The organism is Acidovorax sp. ACV02, assembly GCF_014851475.1.
Lineage (GTDB): Bacteria > Pseudomonadota > Gammaproteobacteria > Burkholderiales > Burkholderiaceae_C > Acidovorax > Acidovorax delafieldii.
Window position 1 is genome coordinate 250803 of sequence record NZ_JACUZU010000002.1, and the last position, 18237, is coordinate 269039.

Genomic DNA, 18237 nt, shown 5'->3' on the forward strand with positions numbered 1-18237 from the left:
TGTGGGGTGGGGCACTGTGATGTTTTAAGCTTGGTGGTCATTCACCCCACTGCAGGCCCACCCCATGCGCAGCCCCCGCGAACGAGCCCTCTGGTCCCTTCTGGCCGCACTGCTGCTGGCCGCCGCAGCAGCGGCGTGGTGGACCGCCGACCAGTGGCTGCCCCAGGCCGGACCCTGGACCGAACAGGCCTGGAAAAAGATCACCCGCCCCGGGCCCGAGTCCCTGCCACCCGACAAGCGCCCCGCTGCTGCGCAGGCCCGCCCGGCGCCGGCGGGCGCGTCCCAGCCCGTGGCGCCGCAGCCGCGCAAATGCGTGCGGGACGGCCGCACCGCCTACACCGACCAGCCCTGCCCCCAGGGCAGCCAGGAGCTACCGGTGGATGGCGCAGTCACGTCGCTGCCGCCTGCGCAGTAAGCGGCTGGCGGCCAGCTGTTGATGGCGTGCAGGCCTGTGGTGGGCATGTCGTTTTTTTCCTAGCCGGCGAGGGGGCTGCACAGATTCAATCGGTGCATTGATTCACTACCCCAGGCCTCTCTCTTTCTTTGGGGGCCGCATGCACCGATGCACCACCACCAACCCCTGCGCGTTTTTCTTTTTCTGCTGGCCGCCCTGGGCCTGGCCATCCCCTGGTACTTCAACACCGTGTACTTTCTGGCCGGTGGCAGCGTGATGCCCGATGTTTTCTGGCGCGACGCCTTTGCCAACGCGCTCACCACCGGCATCACCTGCGATGTGTACCTGGCCGCCGTGGCGTTCTCGGCCTGGGTGGCGGCCGACCGCCGCCTGGGCGCGTGGCGCTGGGCTTACATCGCGGCTTGCTTCGGCATTGGTCTCGCGTTTGTGATGCCGCTGTACCTGGCTCAACGCCTGCGCAGGGACGCTGATCCCTCCAGCGGCGGACCCAGCTGCGCCTGTGCGCCCACCTGCAGGGGCCAGTGTTCGGTGACCGGCCTGCGGCTGCCCTGCACCAGGGCCTGTAGCGGCTGGCCCGCCAGCCTGCGCACATCACGCGCCATGTGCGACTGGTCGTAGTAGCCCTGGTCCACCGCCAGTTCCACCACAGGGCCGTCGGGCGCGGCCAGCGCGCTCCCCAGTGCGGTGTTCAACCGCGCAATCACCTGAAACTGCTTGGGCGCCATGCCCCAGTGCGCCACAAAGCGCCGCTCAAACTGCCGCTGGCTCAGGCCCAGACGCTGGCCTGCGTCTTTTGCATCGTCGTTGGCCGCGTGTAGCAAAGCCAGCGCCTGTTGCCGCCGCGCCTCGCAGGGCGATGGCGGCGCAACCCACTGGCGGATGAAGTCGCACAGCACCTGCAGCCGCGCACCATCGTCCGCGGCTGCCCGCACCGCGTGTTCCACCTCCGCCCACCCAGGGCCCACCAGGTCTGCCAGCGGCCGCAGCGTGTTCACCACTCCACGCGCACTGGCAAACAGCGCCGCCGCTGCCGAAGGCTGCAGCACCAGCCCCACGGCCTGCACCGGCCCGCTGTGTTCATACACCGTGGCCGTGGTGCTGGCGCTCATCCATGCTGACTGCGGCACGGGCGCGCCCCGGCACACCACCTGCCCGGCCAGCCGCACCACCAGCATGCTCGCCACCATGGCCGGGAAATGCGATTGCGTCAGCGCCGCCGGGGCATTGACCACCACGGCAGCCATCAGCCAGGGCTGCAAATCGGAGGGGACGGGCACCAAGCGCTGCATATCCGCATTCTGCATATCGACGTGGCGCAGGTGGCGGCTTTCGGGGTGGGTGGCCAGCCAGTCAGCCGTCGTACTCGACTTTCTCCAGCCACCCGTGCGACATGCAGCTGCCGCAGTGCCCGACTATCCTTGTTGCTTTCGTATCCCCACCCACCACCCACCACTCAACCGTGCCAAGCACCATGCAGCAAGAGCAAGCCCCCACCCGGTCCGTCCACCTCGCGGGCGCCACCAACTTCCGCGACCTCGGCGGCTACACCGGCCACGGCGGCCGCCCGGTGAAATGGCGCCGCATCTTCCGCTCTGACCACCTGGCGGGCCTGACGCCCGAGGACCAGGCCCTGCTGGCAGACCTGGGCGTGGCCCGCGCGGTGGACTTTCGCGGCCAGGCCGAAAGCGCCGCGTATGCCTACGCACTGCCCGGCGTGGCCTACCACCCACTGCACATCGAACCCACCGTGGTGCAGCGCGCGCTGGAGCTGCAACGCACCGGCCGCCAGCTCACGGCGCAAGACGCCGTGGGCCTGATGCAGGACACCTACCGGGGTTTTGTGCACGACAACGCCCCACGTTTTGCCGAGCTGTTCCGCCTGCTGCTCGCCAGCGAAGCACCCACCGTGTTCCATTGCACCGCTGGCAAAGACCGCACCGGCTTTGCCGCCGCCCTCATCCTGCTGACCCTGGGCGTGCCGCGCGATGTGGTCATGCACGACTACCTGCTCACCAACGCGCTCTACCAGCGCCCGCCGGGCATGGGCAGTCACGCGCCGGAGGAAGTGCTGCGCGTGCTGTGGCGTGTGCAAGAGGAGTTTCTGGACGCCGCCCTGCACATGGTGGACAACGACTATGGCGGTCTGCAGCCCTATCTGGTGGACGTGCTGGGGGTGGACGCCGCAGCGCAGACAGAGCTTGTGGGGCGGTATCTGCAGGCGGCCTGAGCTGCCGATGGTGCCAGCTGGCAGCGCCTGCCCGGCCTAACCCGGGCTGTGCTGCGGCCGGGCTGTCACAGCGCGCTGCTGGCGCACGCGCCAGAACAGCCAGCCCACGATTGACAGATTCAGCAGGTTCCACGCCATACCGTTCAAAAACGCCGCGCGGTAGCTGCCCGTCAGGTCAAAGATCCAGCCCGACATCCAGCCCCCCAGCGCCATGCCGATCAGCGTGGCCATGATCACCGCACCCACCCGCGCACCGGCCTCCTGTGGGGCGAAATACTCGCGGATGATGATCGCGTAGGCGGGCACGATGCCGCCCTGAAACAGCCCGAACATGGCCGAGATGACGTACAGCGGCACCAGCCCGTCAAACGGCAAAAACAGCGCCAGCCCCACGCCCTGCAGCGCCGAACCCAGCAGCAGCGTGCGCACGCCGCCAATGCGGTCGCAGATCACGCCCGACACCAGGCGGCTGACGATGCCGCAGGCCAGCATCAGCGACAGCATCTCTGCCCCGCGCGCTGCGCCAAAACCCAGGTCGGTGCAATAGGCCACGATGTGCACCTGCGGCATCGCCATGGCCACGCAGCAGGCCACACCCGCCACACACAGCAGCAACTGACCATGCAGCGGGCGCAGGCCAAACGGGCGGCTACGGTCGAGCGGCAACGGCGAGGGCGCTGCACCCGACGCGGCCGGCGCCACCGCTGCCGATGCTGCATCCATCTGCGCCACCGGCGCGCGCTGGCGCATACGCAGTGCCAGCAGCAGCATGCCCACCCCACACACAATGCCCAGCAGCACATAGGTGTGGCGCCAGCCGATCAGCTCAATGCCGTGCTGCACGATGGGCGGCCACAGCGCGCCCGCAATGTAGTTGCCGCTGGCGCAGATCGCCACCGCAATGCCCCGCCGCTTGTTCCACCACAGCGCGGTGTCAGCCATCAGCGGCGCAAACGTGGCCGAGCTGCCAATCAGCCCCATCAGCCCGTGCGCCAGCCCAAACCCCCAGATGCTGCCCGACAGCCCCGCCCACACAAACCCGCCACACACGGCCACCGCGCCCACGCACAGCACCGGCATCAGCCCATGCCGGTCGGCCATGCGGCCCGTCCAGATTCCGCCCAGCCCCAGGCACACCATCATCAGCGTGTAGGGCAGCGACGCATCGGCACGGCCCACGCCAAACTCGGCCTGCACGGCGGGCAGCACCACCGACACCACATACATGCTGCTGTTGCCCAGCACCACCAGGCCCAGCGTGGTCAGCAGGCGCCACGCGGCTTGGCGAGAGTCGATGAGGGATGCGGGGGCGGTGGCAGAGGGGGGCGAAGAAGTGTTCGGCATGCGGGGCAATTTACCTGACGGCACTGTACGGACTTGCAGGGCGGCACCAGTGCACGCCGAGGGCCATGGTGTCGGTAATTCGTTGGTATGAAATTGATAGCTGCTAGCGCTTATTGGATAAGCGCTACAGGCCAATATGGTTTGAATGGTCTTGGCTGAGTAGGTCTCTCTGCAGCGGTCCACTCAACCAGCGACCGCCAACACGCTTGGCATCGAAAAGTTGCGCCCCACTGCCACACCACCTAAAGTGCCTCAACAACTGCATACAAAGATAGGCAGTGCACAACATAGGGGGGCAACTGGCGGCATGGCGACACTGATACCGGCAATAGGCTTGTCCGCATTTGATTCCATCGGCGAGCGTCGCCTGGCCGAGCGGCTGGAGCAAAAGGTCGATGCCGACTACCTGTTGTGGCACAACGTGCCCATCGGCCCCAAGCAAACCCACCCCGACTTTGTTGTGCTGCACGCCCGCAGGGGCTTGCTGGTGCTGGAGACCCAGGACTGGCGCCTGCAAACCGTGCAAGACGCCACGCGGCAGACCTGGACCATTCTAGACAACTGGCGGCCCAAAGTCGTCATCAACCCCCTCGCCCAAGCCCGCCACTGCGCCATTCAGGTAGTTAACGCACTAGAACGCGCACCGCAGCTGGTGCAAGCCGAAGGGCCGCATAAAGGCAAGCTGGCCTTCTCGTGGGGGCACGGCGTGGTCTTTACTCGTATCACCCGCAAAAAGTCTGAAAACTCGGGCCTGACCGAAACCATCGCCCCGCATTGCGTGATCTGATTAAAGAGTTTGCCTTACTTTCGATAAGAGCGATATCGAAACTTCTCGAACTTGCCCAACTTGCACGACAGCCATTCAAGCCAATGAAATGCTCAGATTGTCTTTAGATTTTGATTTCAATAGTTGATAAGGAGATATATATGGGGATGTTTGGACCTACAAATGAAGAGTTTCTAGATCTAAAAAATGAGATTAATCAACTCAATAACGTTGTTGATAGAAATTTTAGAGAAATACGGTCTGAGATAGAGCGTAGCGCTACTGCATCAGAGGCTGAGGCAAGAGCAGCAGCAGAAAGTTCTATTCAACTAGAAGAGGCGGCGAGAGCAGCTTCGACGAGGATTGGCGAGGCTCTTTCTGAGATTGATGCGTACCGAAATAAATTGATCGAAAGCGTCGCAAATCTGGATGAGCAGCTAAAGAGGAGTTCGGAATCGGAAGAAGAGTTGCGCGAGAAGATTGCATCTGTTGATTCCCTTCACGATGACTTCATTGCAAGAAAAGAGGGAATTGATGCAAGCGTTAATGATCTTTCGGAAAAGATAGTTAGCGCCAATGAGTTTTTGGAAAAATCTAAAAAATTGCCCGATGCAGTCGAGGAGGTTGAGGGTTTAATAGATAGTCTTAATTCTCTGGCTGATAGTGCGAAAAATATTCTTGGAAATGTAGTCGCTAGAAAAAGCGAAGTGGATAAGTTGCATAAAGAAATCTATGGAGAGGACATAGACGACTCTGATGGAAACGCCACACACATTAATGGGTTAAAAGATGATTTAGAGTCTGCTTATCATTCTGTACGGGCGAGCGTTGACGGGCTAGAGAACTCCGTAGAGAAGACGGTAGAACTTGTAGTGGAAAAGCACGAAAAATTATTGATAGAGCGCAGGAATAACTATGAAATTCTGTTGAGAGAAGCCGGCGCGAGATATGAAAAAATAAATTCTCAAATTACAGGTCTGCTACCAGGGGCGATGGCAGAAGGATTGAGTGCGGCCTACGAGAAAAAAAAGGAAGCGGAAGAAGTTTTTTTACAAGGCTTCGAGAAAAAATTTTCATACGCAATATATGGATTGGTAGCGATATCCATGATTCCTTTCGCAGTTGATATATATTTATTGGCTTTTGAAAAAAGAGCTTTGGTAGACGTCGTCAAGGAAACACCAAGCCTTATCATTGCCATTTTTCCAATATATTTCCCTGTATTGTGGCTGGCCTATTCCGTGGGAAAAAAGGCAAAACTTTCCAAGCGATTAATCGAGGAATATACGCATAAATCTGTTCTTGGTAAGACATTTTCTGGTCTTTCAAATCAGATTGAGACTCTCCAACATCAAGGAGCTATCAAGGAAGAGTTGCGGACCAAATTGTTGTTTAACGTTTTGCAGGTAAGTGCTGAAAATCCTGGGAAATTAATAACAGACTATAAAAAATCTGACCATCCCCTGATGGATGCTTTAGAAAAAAGCGGGAGGCTGTCGGATTCTCTGGATGCGCTATCAAAAATACCTGGGCTATCTTCACTGGCAAAAAAAATTGCTGAGAAAGGTGGTGCGGAATTAAAGCTACAGGAAAAACGGGTGGAGGCTGGATTGGCTGCAAACGAAAAACTTACGGAGAAAGGTGTTCAAGAAGTCGAAAAAACTTGAGAGGGCTAAATCAAGATGTGGCATACGTTGGCTATTCCCGAGCTATCGACCGCGAGTGCCCCAGTCTTTCTCCACTCTGATTTCTGCGACCAGCTAGCGCGCTGCGTGGCTTGAAGCGTTACAGATACGAGGTGTCGTCCAGTGACTTGCGCAACCCATCGATCCAGCCATCAGGCGATGGCGGCTCAGCGCTATGCTCCCCCAACCCAACGCGACGCGACATACAGTGACCGCCATGCACGACATCATCTGCCCCCACTGCAACAAGGCGTTCAAGATTGACGAGACCGGGTATGCCGACATCCTCAAGCAGGTGCGGGACGCGGATTTCGCCGCGCAGTTGCACGAGCGGCTGGAGCTGGCCGAGCAGGACAAGCGCAATGCGGTGGCGCTGGCGCAGGCCCAGGTGGCCAATGAGCTGCAGAAGTCGGCGGCGGCCAAAGATGCCGAGATTCAGGCCCTGAAGGCGCAGCTGGGCGCGGGCGCGGTGGAGCGCGACATGGCGGTGGCGCAGGCCCTGGGCGCGGTGGAGAAGCAGCGCGACGCGCTGGAAAACAAGCTGGTGAGTGAGCTGGAGCGTGCGCGGCAGGCGCAGCAGGCAGCGGACCAGTTGGCACAAGCACGGCTGGCGCAGCAGCTGCAGGGCGTGGCCGCCCAAAAAGACGCCGAGATACAGCAGCTCAAATCACAACTGGACGCTGCCGAGGTGGCGCGCAGGCTGGCGGTGACCGAGGCAGTCACGGTGGTGGCGCGGGAGCGCGACGAGCTCCAAAACAACCTGAACCTGGTGGTGGTGAAAAAGCAGCTGGAGGAGGCCGCCATCAAGGAGCAGTACGCCCTACAACTGCGCGACCGGGACGGCGAGATTGCGCGCCTGCGGGACATGAAGGCGCGCCTGTCCACCAAGATGGTGGGCGAGACGCTGGAGCAGCACTGCGAGACGGAGTTCAACCGCATCCGCGCCACGGCGTTTCCCCGCGCCTACTTTGAAAAGGACAACGACGCGCGCAGCGGCAGCAAGGGCGACTACATCTTTCGCGACCTGGACGAGGCGGGCAACGAGATCGTCTCGATCATGTTCGAGATGAAGAACGAGAGCGACGAAACCGCCACGAAGAAGCGCAACGAAGACTTCCTGAAAGAGCTGGACAAGGACCGCAACGAAAAGGGCTGCGAGTACGCGGTGCTGGTGTCGCTGCTGGAGCCCGAGAGCGAGCTGTACAACACCGGCATCGTGGACGTGTTCTACCGCTATCCCAAGATGTATGTGGTGCGGCCGCAGTTCTTCATCCCCATCATCACGCTGCTGCGCAACGCTGCGATGAAGTCGTTGCAGTACAAGTCGGAGCTGGCGCTGGTGAAGGCGCAGAACCTGGACATCACCAAGTTCGAATCGCAGCTGGAAGAGTTCAAGGGCGCGTTTGGGCGCAACTGGCGCCTGGCATCGGACGGGTTCGAGGAAGCCATCAAGCGCATTGACGAGGCCATCAAGGACCTGGAGAAGACCAAGGAGGCGCTGCACAAGTCGGCCAACAACCTGCGCCTGGCCAACGACAAGGCCGAAGACCTCACGATCAAGAAGCTGACTCGCGGCAACCCGACGATGGCGGCCAAATTTGCAGAACTCAAGCAGTTGGGGATTTCGGACGGGGAGTGATGCGGGGCGGGGTGAGGCGGCTGGCGGACGGGGCCTTGCAAACAGGGCGGGCACAACCGGTCTGCCGCTGCTCCGTCCCCATGGGTTGCATGGACGTTGAGCGGCACTAGCCGCGCACCGACGCCCCCGTCGCATAAAACTGCCCGCCCGCCACGTAGTGCAGCGTGCGCAGCTCATCCGGCGCGGTGTCGAACTCCCAGTGCCCGTTGCGGAACACGCGGTCGTCAGCCCAGGCGGCCACCACTTCGCCGATGAAAAGGTCATAGGCCTGCTGGTTGTGCGGCTCAGGGATCACGCGGCACAGCAGCCAGGCAGCGCAACCTTGCACCAGCGGGGGCGTGGCCTGCGCCGGGTGGCCGGGCGCTTCAAACAACGGCACGCCATGGCGCTGCAGCTTGTCGGGCGTGGTCTTGGCGCTGTCGGTGCCCAGCGCCACAGTCAGCGCGGCCAGGGGCACGGTGGGCAGCTGCAGAGCAAAGAAGCCGCTGGCCTCCACCAGTTCGCGCGTGCGCGTGGCCTTGTCGAGCACCACCGTGACCTTGGGCGGTGCAAAGTCCAGTGCGCAGGCCCACGATGCCGCCATGACGTTGTGCTGGCCCGCGTGGGCGGCCGACACCAGCACGACGGGGCCGTGGTTGAGCAGGCGGTAGGCCTTGTCGAGGGGCACCGGGGTGAAGTGGCGGTGGGAGGCAGTGGGCAGCATGGGGGGTGAGGGTCTGTTCAAAGGGCAATACCAGGGGATGGGGCAGTGCGTGGAGCCTGTGGGCGTTGCTGAAATTTGCTATCAATTAGATAGCTATTCAGGCATATTGCACTGGCGCCATGGCGCATTTTTGCCTCAAAACGGCTTCCATGAAGCCTGTGGGGGCGCTCTGGGGCCAGCGGCACGGCCCGCCCAATGCCCCCGCCCCTGAGTGCCGCACAGGGGCTTGTGGCCCGCGCCGGTGATGGCGATAGCCACCCGCTAACATGCCAACGCCAACCGTTGGCCACAACCCGCCCCCTGAGGGGCCTACAGGAGACGATGAATGTTCAGTCATGTGATGGTCGGTGTGAACGACCTGGAGCGGTCCAAGAAGTTTTATGACGCGCTGCTGGGGGCGCTGGGCGTACCGCCCGGTGTGGCCAACAAGAACCGCTACTTCTATCGCGGCCCCACTGGTACCTTTGGCATCACCACCCCCATCAACGGCGAGCCCGCCACCTTTGCCAATGGCGGCACCATCGGTTTTGCCATGCAGTCGCCCGAGCAGGCCGATGCCTTCCACGCCGCCGGTGTAGCGAACGGTGGCATCACCTGCGAAGACCCACCCGGCTGGCGCGAAGGCCCCGGCGGCAAGCTGTACCTGGCGTACCTGCGCGACCCGGACGGCAACAAGATCTGCGCCCTGCACCGCCCGGCCAAGGCCTGATCAACGGGCAGGCCCCCCGCTGCAACCCCGGTAGCGTTGCAGCCAGCGCTGGGCGCCCTGCACACTGTGGCAGGCCGCAGCGGCCATGGCCCCGGTGACGGCCAGCATGGCCAGGGTGTGAACCCCCAGCGCGGCCAGCGCGAACAGCAAGGGGGTGGAGAGCCCGTCGCCCCCAGAGGCCACCCCACCTGCCGCGCCATCGCCCCCGCACAGCGGCGCCAGCGCAGGCACCAGCGCCAGCCCGGCACCGTGCACCGTGGCCACCCCAAAGGACCAGAGCGCCATGCCCACAGGCCCGGCGGGCTTGCGCAGGCGATGCCACGCCGCCCCCGTCAGACGCACGCGAGCGACTATCACCACCCCGCCCAGGCCGCCCGCCACCGCCAGCAGGGCAGTTGGCGACAACGACAGCCCCCACCCCACCGCAGCCGCCGTCAGTGCCACGGCGGCCAGGTGCCCGACGGCCATGGGCAGCAGTGCGCGCAGCGGCATGCTGTGGTCACGCGCACAGAGGCTCCAGCTGGTGGCCAGCCCCCAGCCCGTGAGGGGGTTGAGCCCGTGCAGTGCCCCCATGGCCGCAGCGGCCAGCCAGGGCCAGAGGGTGGCGTCCATGGTCGCGGTCTCAACCGTGTGTGGTTCAGCCCCGTGTGAAGCAGCACCCGCCCGGCGCCGTGTGGGCCGGTGAAGGCTGTGGCGCCTGTGCAGCTGGTGCCGCCGCAGACCCAGCCGCTGGCAGGAAAGGTGCATACCGGTCGTGGTGGCGCACCCAGTCCATGGGGTAGGCGGGGTTGGTCTCGTGGCGGCCATTGGGCGTGAGGTCCAGCAGCTGGTAGGTGCCCATCATGGCCTCCACGCCGCGCCCGAAGGTGGAGTAGGCGTGGAACACCTCACCCGCGTCACTGCGCACAAACACGCTGATGCCCGGCGCCTCATCGGCGGGGAACGGCTGCATACCGTAGTTGTAGAACACCTCGCCGTTGCCGCGTGCGCGCTGCTCGGGCGTGAAGCTCACGGCAAAGTCGTGGTTGAAGTCGCTGCCGTGCGACGACGCCCAGCGAAACTGCCAGCCCATGCGCTGGCGAAAGCGCTCGATCTCGGCCAGCGGCGCGCGCGAGACGGCGAGCACCGACACGTCGCGGTGCTGCAGGTGCAGCTCCATGCCGCCCATGTGGTCGGCCATGAAAGAGCAGCTGGGGCAGCCCTGCTCCCACCCCGGGCCGAACATGAAGTGCTGCACCAGCAGCTGGCTGCGGCCATCGAACAGGTCGGCCAAGGCGCGCGGGCCCTGCAGGGTGTCCAGCGTGTAGCGCTTGTCCACGCGGGTCCGGGGCAGTGCGCGGCGCTGCGCGGCGACCTCGTCATGCAGGCGGGTCAGGGCCTTTTCGCGGGCCAGCAGCGCATGGCGCTGGGCCAGCCATTCGTCGGCAGAAACCACGGGGTGGGAAGTGGGTGCGTTCATGGGAGTGCTCCTGGTGGGTGGTGGATGACGTTGCGGGACGGAGAATTGCGTGGGGAGGGAGGCGCTGGCAGGCGCACCTGTCCCCGGCCTGCGACATCGCGTGATGCGCGCAGGGCCTGTGGTTGCAGGGGGTGGTGGGTGCGGCGGGGCGCCGCGTCGCTCAAGGGCTGAAGGTGTCAGTTGCTCAGGGGCGGGCCGCCTTGGGCCGGCGCACGGCGCGGACCTTGCCACTGCCGCCGCCCCCGCAGTAGAAGAGGTCGGCACCGTCCGATTCGAGGCCGCTCACGCCCACGCCTGGAGGCATGTCGAGCTGCTGCAGCACGGCGCCGGTGGCGGGGTCGATGTGGCGCAGCGTGCTCTCGTCACCCTCCCAGGTGCCGTGCCACATCTCGCCATCCACCCAGGTCACGCCGGTCACAAAGCGGTCGGACTCGATGGTGCGGCGGATGGCGCCGGTGGCGGGGTCGATCTGGTGGATCTTGCGGTCGCGGTACTGGCCCACCCACAGGCTGCCCTCGGCCCAAGTGAGGCCCGAGTCGTTGCCGTTGCCGGGTGCAGGAATGGAGGCCACCACCCGGCAGGTGGCGGGGTCGATCTTGTCGATGCGCGCCTCGGTGATCTGGTACAGGTGCCTGCCGTCAAACGCAGTGCCGGCATCGCTGGCTACGGCCAGCGTGCGCTGGGTCTCGCCCGTGGCGGCATCGAAGGCCACCAGGTGCGCCCCCGTGGCCGCCCAGACATGCTGGCCGTCGTGGGTGACGCCGTGCACGCTGTCTGCACCCGCAAAGGGGCCGTATTCGCGCACGATCTCGGCGGGTTGTGAAGGGTGGTGGCGGAGGGTGGCGGGTGTCGGGTCGCTGTGGGTGCATGCGGTCATGGTTGGCTCCTGTGGGGTGGCCCGGTGGGGGCTTGGCGTCCACTTTATGCAATCGGCAGCGCAGCAGGGAGTAACAAGATCGTCGTGAATCCGGACAGCGGCGGTGCCAGCCAGCGCTGCGCACGCGCGCGGCCGATGGAGCGCACACAGCCTTGTGCTTCCAGCTCGGCCAACGCGCGCTGCACGGTGCGCTGGCTGGCATCCGTGGCCAACGCGAGCGCCGAGGTGGACCAGCCCGCACCGTCCGACAGCAAGGCCAGCAGCGCTGCCTGCTCGCCATCGATGGGCGGCGCCAGCACCACCACCGGCCGTGCGTCCAAGGGCTGCAGCGCAAAGCCGCGCGCTGTGGCCTCGATACGCGCCAGCGGCCGCAGGAGCGCGCGCAGGCGCCCCACCTCCACCCGCAGCCGCGCACGGTGGGTGTCGTCGGGGTGGCGGGTGCGAAAGGCCTGCGCAATCAGCGCCTCGCGCCCTGCATCGCCGGGCCAGGCTTGCGCCAGCGCACACACCAACGTGAACAGGATGGGCCGGCGTGCCAGCGGTTGCCACACGGCGGCGTCTGTGGAGGAGGGGCCACCGCCCACCCCCACGCAGCGCCGACATGCATCCACCACCAGCGCGCCCGATGCCAGCAGGTCTGCCACATCGGAAAGGCGCAGCGGCTGGTCGCCCCCTGCCCCCACGCGCCGCGCTGCGGGTTGGTCCAGCACGGCGCGCGCCTGGGCCACCTCAGCCAGCAGGGCGGGTACATGGGCTTGCTCAGCGGCCTCCTGCGCACGGTCCAGCGCCGCGCTGGCGGAGGCGATGTGCAGCGAGCGCAGCGCCAGCTCGGCCAGGGTCAGGTCGGCCATGGCCCGCAGGGCGGGGGGCAGGTCGCCCGCTGTGGGGGCGGTCGCCATGGCGTCCATGGCCGCTGCGGCTTCGTCCAGGCGGCCGATGCGCAGCAGCCGCCGCGCCGCAATCAGCCGCGCCTGTGTGGCGTTGGCGGTGTCACCGTGGGCTTGCAGCGTGTCGGCCGCCTCCAGCAGCGGGCGGGGTGAGCCGCCCAGGTCGCGCATGGCCAACGCCACCTCCGCCTCGGCCACCACGCAACGGGCACGCGCCTGGGCTTCGCGGGTGCCAAAGGCGCGCGCAGCCTGCCGCAGCAGGTCGCGCGCACGGGGGTGTTCGCCCAGCTGCGCCATGCCAATGCCGCGCAAGGCCAGGGCGGGGGGGTCGTCGCGCAGGGCCACGCGCTTGAGGGCGCCCAGCGGGTCGCCGGCGGCCAGTGCGCGGGCGGATGCGGAGATCAGCGAATCCATGGCCGCAGACTACACCGCCAGAGGTCCATACGCCCGTGGGCGATACTCGCCGCCTCGAACAGCCACCTCGAATCGCCATCGTGCGGCCACCCCTGCAGGCGGTTCTTGGCAAAAGGAAGCAGCAGTGAAACCAGTGACCGGCAGCGCAGACGCGGCCATTTTTGACGAGGCGTACTACCAGCGCTTTTACTTCGACAAGAAGACCAGCGTGGTGGACCCGGCGCACACCGAGCGCCTGGGCGCATTTGTGTGCAGCTACCTGCAGTACCTGCGCGTGCCCGTGCGGCGGGTGCTGGATGTGGGCTGCGGCATTGGCCTGTGGCGCGATGTGATCGCACGGCATTTTCCGCAGGCGCAGTTCCACGGCGTGGAGTTCAGCGAATACCTGTGCCAACGGTTTGGGTGGGAGCGCGGCTCGGTGGTGGACTACAAGGCCCGCACGCCCTACGACCTGGTGATCTGCCAGGGCGTGCTGCCCTACCTGAGCGAGGCCGACGTGCAAAAGGCCATGCGCAACCTGGCGCGCCTGAGCCGGGGCGCCCTGTATGTGGAGGCCGTCGCGCGCGAGGACTGGGAGCAGGATGTGGTGGACGAGCAGGTGACCGACCCGCGCATGTTCCGCCACCCCGCACAGCTGTACCGCCGCACGCTGGGCGAGGGCTTTACCGAGCTGGGTGGTGGCGTGTGGCTGAGCCCGCTGGCAGAGCTGCCGCTGTTTGCGCTGGAACGTGCGGGCGGCCGGTGACACAGCCCGCAGCCCCCTCGGCGACCGACGTGGCCACCACCGACACGCCGTCCGTCACACCACCTGTCCCACCGCATGCGGTGGCACGCCTGCGCGCCGAGCGCCTGGCCCGCAGTGCCAAGCCCTTTCTGGCCCGGGGCGGCCCCAAGGGCGAACGCTGTGCGGGCTGCCGCCTGGTGCCCAGCCACTGCATCTGCGCGCTGCGGCCCGTGCTGCCCACGCGCGCAGGCATGTGCCTGCTGATGGCGGACATCGAGCCCCTCAAGCCCAGCAACACCGGCTGGCTGATCGCTGATGTGGTGGCTGACACCTATGCGTTTGGCTGGGCGCGCACCGAAGTGCACCCCGACCTGCTGGCGCTGCTGGCCGACCCGCAGTGGCAGCCGTATGTGGTGTTCCCCGGCGAGTTCGTGACGCCCGAGCGCGTGGTCACGCAGGTGGCCCAGGCCGAGGGCAAACGCCCGCTGTTCGTGCTGCTGGACGCCACCTGGCCCGAGGCGCGCAAGATGTTCCGCAAGAGCCCCTACCTCAACCACCTGCCCGTGCTGAGCCTGCAGCCCGAGCAGCTCTCGCGCTACCACCTGCGCCGATCCACCCGCATGGACCACTTCTGCACCTCCGAGGTCGGCGCGCTGTGCCTGGAACTGGCGGGCGAGCTGCAGGCCGCACAGGCGCTGGAGGCATACCTGGATGTGTTCACCCACCACTATCTGCAGGCCAAGCACCAGTTGCCGGTGGCTGCGGACGATGCCACGCACCTGCGGCTGCGCGGTGTGACCGAGACACATGAGGCAGCGCCAGAGCCCCCAAGAGGACGGTGCGTGCCGTTGCCGCGCTGACGCGCGATGGGGCAGCGCACCGCCCAAAGAGTGGGCGATGGGCGTGACATGAACGCTTACAAAAATGCACGTTTTGTAAGGTGCAGCGCGGCGAATGCAGCGCCCCTGCGCGGCACAATCCGCAGCGCTTGAACCATCAGGTCGAGCGCGGGCCGCCGGCCAGGGAGGGGCAGGTGACCGCAGTTGTGAGAACAGGTTCTCCAAACCGTCCATTGAAAGAACACTATGAAAAAACACGCGCTGGTGATTGCATCCCTGAGTCTGGCGGTTGCGTCGGTGGCCCATGCAGGCAAGGCCGAACGGGATTTTTTTGCGGCTGAGGTGACCCCTGCTCTGCAATCTGCCGCCAGCACCCTCAAACAGTCTTGCGGATGCAATGTGAAGATGGAGGTGAAGCAGGAGAGCTTCCAGACCGTGGACCACCTGCGCCAGGTGCGCTACGCGGCCGGCACCATCGTGGACAACGCTCCGCGCTACTGCAACGATGCTCCCTCCAAGGCGGCAGTGTGCAAACTCAAGACGCTGGAATTCGCCCGCACCGGCACTACCGCTTTCAAGTTTGTCGCCGGCAAGGGGGCGATCACCTTGGACGAAAGCTCTTATCCCAGCTGGGACATGTTGACCGCCGAGCTGGACAAGTAAGCGTCCCGGTTCAGCACCCAGGTCCCACCAACGCCCGGCCTGCCTAGCGCAATGCCGGGCGTTGTTGTGTGCGCACGGCCGTCAGCCGCCTGAGGCAACCGGGTCGTTGGTGTTGTCACACCGGAGCATCGCTGCGCTCGCAAAAGCCATCAACGACCATCATGCTTGCGCCCACATCTGCGGCGCACCGTGTCGGCACCGGCCTTGCAACGACAATGGCCCATTCCCCCTACCGCATAGACCTGATGAAAGCTCCCCCCCGCCTGCAGTCCCTCATCGAGGAAGGCCTGATCGACACCGTGGTCCGGCAACTCATGAGCGGCAAGGAGGCCATGGTCTACGTGGTGCGCTGCGGTGACGAAACGCGCTGCGCCAAGATCTACAAAGAAGCGAACAACCGCAGCTTTCGCCAAGCCGTGGATTACACCGAGAACCGCAAGGTCAAGAACTCGCGCTCGGCCCGTGCCATGGCCAAGGGCAGCAAGTTTGGCCGGCAAGAACAAGAGGCCGCGTGGCAAAGCGCCGAGGTCGATGCGCTCTACCGCCTGGCCGCGGCGGGCGTGCGCGTGCCGCAGCCCTACAACTTTCACGACGGCGTGCTGCTGATGGAGCTGGTGACCGATGCCCACGGCGATGCCGCCCCGCGCCTGAACGATGTGAGCTTCACGCCCGAAGACGCGCGCACCCACCACGCCACGCTGGTGGCCGAGGTGGTGCGCATGCTGTGTGCGGGTGTGGTGCATGGGGACTTGTCGGAGTTCAACATCCTGCTGGCCCACCTGCCTGGCACAGAAGGTGAAGAGGCGGGCCACGACGGCCCCGTCATCATCGACCTGCCCCAGGCCGTGGACGCTGCGGGCAACAACCACGCCCAGCGCATGCTGCTGCGCGACGTGGCCAACCTGCGCGACTTCTTCGGCCAGTTTGCCCCCGAGCTGCGCACCACCCAATACGGCCCCGAAATCTGGAGCCTGTACCAGAGCGGGCTGCTGAGCAATGAGACGCCGCTCACCGGCATCTATGCGCCCACGCATGCCGATGTGGACATGCAGGCCGTGCTGCGCGAGATTGACGACGCGCGCGACGAAGATGCAGCGCGCAGGCTGCGCATGGCGGCGGGCTGACGCCGTCTCCACCACGCAGGGCTGTGGCACCATCGCGGCCTTTTTCAGTGTCGCTTGCCCGCCATGCCGTTCATCCCCATCCGCAACTTCTGCCCCGGCGACGAACCTGCATTGCGCGCCGTTTTCCATGCCTCGGTGCATGGGTTGGCTTGCAAGAACTACACCGCCGAACAACTCGCCACCTGGGCTCCGCTGCACCATGACGCCCCACAGTGGGCAGAGCGCATGCGTGCCAACCAGCCCTTCATCGCGCAAGCGCAGAGCAGGGGCGCCATCGCCGGGTTTGCCGACCTGCAGGCCAACGGCTATATCGACATGTTCTTCGTGGCCCCGGAGTTCGCACGACAGGGCGTGGCCCGGGCGCTGATGGCGCACATCCACGCGCAAGCGGCGCAGCGCGGCATCACCCAGTTGCACGCGCACGTCAGCCTGACCGCCGAGCCCTTTTTTGCCGCCCAGGGCTTCGTGGTGGAAGCGCGCCAGCAGGTGGAGCGCGCGGGCGTGGTGCTGCACAACGCGCGCATGGCCAAGGCCCTGGCAGCACGCCTGAGGGATCAGTCCTGATTTGATAGCTAGTTGCGCTTATCAATCAAGCGCCAGAGGCCAATTTGGCTTGAAATGAAACCACAGCGCTGTGCCCCTGCACCTGCAGGTGCCTTACAGTAGCCGCCCCGCACACACAAACCCACCCACATACCAGCCACGACGGCTGCCACCCCATGACCAAAGACCTGGCCCGACAGAACGAACTCAAACCCATGGCCCTGTGCGAGCCCTGCCAGGGCATTCAGCGCAACTGGCGCAAAGCGCCGGGCCATGCCGAGCTGGTGCAGCGCGGCAACCGCAAGGAAGACCGTGAGGACGGCACCGTCACCATCACCCGCTATGTGTGCGACCGCTGCGGCACCGCGTGGGAGTACGAGAACGACAAGAACAACCAGCGGGCGGGCTGGTCGGTCGTGGGGCGCTGAGCGCGGCGCTGGTCGCACCGGTGGCGGCCGAGCCCCGCCACCGCCATCCCGCAGCCCACGTGTAAATGCAACTATTTTGATAGCGCCCAAGGCATATAGCACCAGCGCTATCGCCACAAGATCCACAAACTTCTGGTAACAACGCCTGCAGCAAGCCTTGGGCACCTTTTTGCTACCGCGGTGTCACAACGGTTTTGACGGAAAGCACCCATGCTGCATCGCCGACGATTCCTGACCCACGCCACCCGGGGCATTGCCCTGGGCGGCGCGGTGCTGCTGGTGGCGCGGGGCGCGCTGGCACAGCCCAGCTACACCGTGCCTCTGGCCCAACTGCAGGCCATGGTGGACCCCAAGTTTCCGCGCAACGTGCCGGTACAAGGCCTGTTCAACCTGAGCGTGCAGGCGCCCCACCTGCGCCTGCTGCCCGAAGTGAACCGGCTGGGCGCAGCCATGGCGCTGGATGTGGCCGGCCCGGCGCTGCGGCGCAGCCACCAGGGCAGCCTGGAGGTGGAGTTTGCGCTGCGCTACGAGGCCAGCGACCGCACGCTGCGCGCCCACCAGATCCAGCTGGGGCGCATGGAGTTTCCCAGCCTGCGCCCGGCGGTGACCGAACTGCTCAATGCCTACGGCCCGCTGCTGGCCGAACAGTCGCTGCGCGAGGTCACTTTGCACCAACTGCGCCCGCAAGACACGGCGGTGTTTGACGGCCTGGGCCTGCAGCCAGGGCCCATCACCGTGACGGCCAAGGGGCTGGCCGTGGCGTTTGTGAGCAAGACGCCCTGACGGCCAAC

At 65.1% G+C, this 18237-nt stretch carries 19 protein-coding genes and 2 pseudogenes; 14 read left to right on the forward strand and 7 right to left on the reverse strand.

The window, feature by feature from the left end:
• Window positions 1-64 precede the first annotated feature (64 nt).
• Both IB236_RS05050 and IB236_RS24280 read left to right on the forward strand, forming a co-directional pair.
• Entirely contained in the window at window positions 65-415 is a 351-nt protein-coding gene (locus tag IB236_RS05050) for a DUF4124 domain-containing protein (RefSeq protein ID WP_192419248.1), read from the forward strand.
• 147 nt (window positions 416-562) lie between these two features.
• Window positions 563-808, forward strand: a pseudogene (locus IB236_RS24280) (DUF2834 domain-containing protein); the annotation flags it as partial.
• 53 nt (window positions 809-861) lie between these two features.
• On the opposite strand, the gene IB236_RS24285 reads toward IB236_RS24280, so the two are convergent.
• On the reverse strand, window positions 862-1692 hold the full coding sequence (locus IB236_RS24285) for a helix-turn-helix domain-containing protein (protein WP_370539890.1): 831 nt from the start codon (window positions 1690-1692) through the stop codon (window positions 862-864).
• Window positions 1693-1886: 194 nt separating this feature from the next.
• On the opposite strand from IB236_RS24285, the gene IB236_RS05060 reads away from it, so the two are divergent.
• Window positions 1887-2642, forward strand: coding sequence for a tyrosine-protein phosphatase (locus tag IB236_RS05060; RefSeq protein ID WP_192419763.1), 756 nt, complete (start codon window positions 1887-1889; stop codon window positions 2640-2642).
• Between the two features lie 36 nt (window positions 2643-2678).
• On the opposite strand, the gene IB236_RS05065 is transcribed toward IB236_RS05060, so the two are convergent.
• A complete protein-coding gene (locus IB236_RS05065) occupies window positions 2679-3986 on the reverse strand; it encodes an MFS transporter (RefSeq protein ID WP_192419250.1) in 1308 nt (435 codons plus the stop codon).
• A gap of 307 nt (window positions 3987-4293) precedes the next feature.
• On the opposite strand from IB236_RS05065, the pseudogene IB236_RS05070 reads away from it, so the two are divergent.
• The 3 genes and pseudogenes from IB236_RS05070 to IB236_RS05080 all read left to right on the forward strand — a co-directional run.
• A pseudogene (locus IB236_RS05070) lies at window positions 4294-4770 on the forward strand (nuclease-related domain-containing protein); the annotation flags it as partial.
• A 143-nt stretch (window positions 4771-4913) separates the two neighbouring features.
• Window positions 4914-6419, forward strand: coding sequence for a hypothetical protein (locus IB236_RS05075; RefSeq protein ID WP_192419251.1), 1506 nt, complete (start codon window positions 4914-4916; stop codon window positions 6417-6419).
• A gap of 235 nt (window positions 6420-6654) precedes the next feature.
• Window positions 6655-8076 carry a DUF2130 domain-containing protein gene (locus IB236_RS05080; RefSeq protein ID WP_192419252.1) on the forward strand — a complete coding sequence of 474 codons (1422 nt, stop codon included), beginning with the start codon at window positions 6655-6657 and terminating at the stop codon, window positions 8074-8076.
• A 106-nt stretch (window positions 8077-8182) separates the two neighbouring features.
• On the opposite strand, the gene IB236_RS05085 is transcribed toward IB236_RS05080, so the two are convergent.
• Window positions 8183-8779 carry a flavin reductase family protein gene (locus IB236_RS05085; RefSeq protein WP_056742760.1) on the reverse strand — a complete coding sequence of 199 codons (597 nt, stop codon included), beginning with the start codon at window positions 8777-8779 and terminating at the stop codon, window positions 8183-8185.
• 325 nt (window positions 8780-9104) lie between these two features.
• Between IB236_RS05085 and IB236_RS05090 the strand changes: the two genes are divergently transcribed.
• Complete coding sequence (locus IB236_RS05090) at window positions 9105-9488, forward strand: VOC family protein (protein WP_056056657.1); 384 nt, start codon at window positions 9105-9107, stop codon at window positions 9486-9488.
• Here IB236_RS05090 and IB236_RS05095 read toward each other — a convergent pair whose 3' ends face one another.
• From IB236_RS05095 to IB236_RS05110, 4 genes are all read right to left on the reverse strand, one after another.
• Window positions 9489-10100: a hypothetical protein gene (locus tag IB236_RS05095; RefSeq protein ID WP_192419253.1), complete on the reverse strand. Its 612-nt coding sequence runs from the start codon at window positions 10098-10100 to the stop codon at window positions 9489-9491. It lies immediately after the preceding gene.
• 25 nt (window positions 10101-10125) lie between these two features.
• Entirely contained in the window at window positions 10126-10947 is an 822-nt protein-coding gene (locus tag IB236_RS05100; protein ID WP_192419254.1) for a DUF899 domain-containing protein, read from the reverse strand.
• Window positions 10948-11131: 184 nt separating this feature from the next.
• On the reverse strand, window positions 11132-11824 hold the full coding sequence (locus IB236_RS05105; protein ID WP_192419256.1) for a PQQ-binding-like beta-propeller repeat protein: 693 nt from the start codon (window positions 11822-11824) through the stop codon (window positions 11132-11134).
• 44 nt (window positions 11825-11868) lie between these two features.
• On the reverse strand, window positions 11869-13125 hold the full coding sequence (locus IB236_RS05110) for a helix-turn-helix domain-containing protein (RefSeq protein ID WP_192419257.1): 1257 nt from the start codon (window positions 13123-13125) through the stop codon (window positions 11869-11871).
• A gap of 124 nt (window positions 13126-13249) precedes the next feature.
• Here IB236_RS05110 and IB236_RS05115 point away from each other — a divergent pair, with 124 nt between their 5' ends.
• The 7 genes from IB236_RS05115 to IB236_RS05145 all read left to right on the forward strand — a co-directional run bounded on the left by IB236_RS05115 (window position 13250) and on the right by IB236_RS05145 (window position 18229).
• A complete protein-coding gene (locus tag IB236_RS05115; RefSeq protein WP_192419261.1) occupies window positions 13250-13870 on the forward strand; it encodes a trans-aconitate 2-methyltransferase in 621 nt (206 codons plus the stop codon).
• Window positions 13871-13899: 29 nt separating this feature from the next.
• Window positions 13900-14709, forward strand: coding sequence for a tRNA-uridine aminocarboxypropyltransferase (locus IB236_RS05120; protein ID WP_370539883.1), 810 nt, complete (start codon window positions 13900-13902; stop codon window positions 14707-14709).
• Between the two features lie 225 nt (window positions 14710-14934).
• Window positions 14935-15351, forward strand: coding sequence for a hypothetical protein (locus tag IB236_RS05125; protein ID WP_192419263.1), 417 nt, complete (start codon window positions 14935-14937; stop codon window positions 15349-15351).
• Window positions 15352-15596: 245 nt separating this feature from the next.
• The gene (locus IB236_RS05130; RefSeq protein ID WP_056742748.1) at window positions 15597-16475 is read left to right on the forward strand and encodes a PA4780 family RIO1-like protein kinase; all 879 of its coding nucleotides are present in this window, start codon (window positions 15597-15599) and stop codon (window positions 16473-16475) included.
• Between the two features lie 63 nt (window positions 16476-16538).
• Entirely contained in the window at window positions 16539-17039 is a 501-nt protein-coding gene (locus tag IB236_RS05135; RefSeq protein WP_192419265.1) for a GNAT family N-acetyltransferase, read from the forward strand.
• Window positions 17040-17194: 155 nt separating this feature from the next.
• The gene (locus IB236_RS05140; RefSeq protein WP_056056666.1) at window positions 17195-17446 is read left to right on the forward strand and encodes a hypothetical protein; all 252 of its coding nucleotides are present in this window, start codon (window positions 17195-17197) and stop codon (window positions 17444-17446) included.
• 210 nt (window positions 17447-17656) lie between these two features.
• Entirely contained in the window at window positions 17657-18229 is a 573-nt protein-coding gene (locus IB236_RS05145) for a DUF1439 domain-containing protein (RefSeq protein ID WP_192419267.1), read from the forward strand.
• Window positions 18230-18237 lie beyond the last annotated feature (8 nt).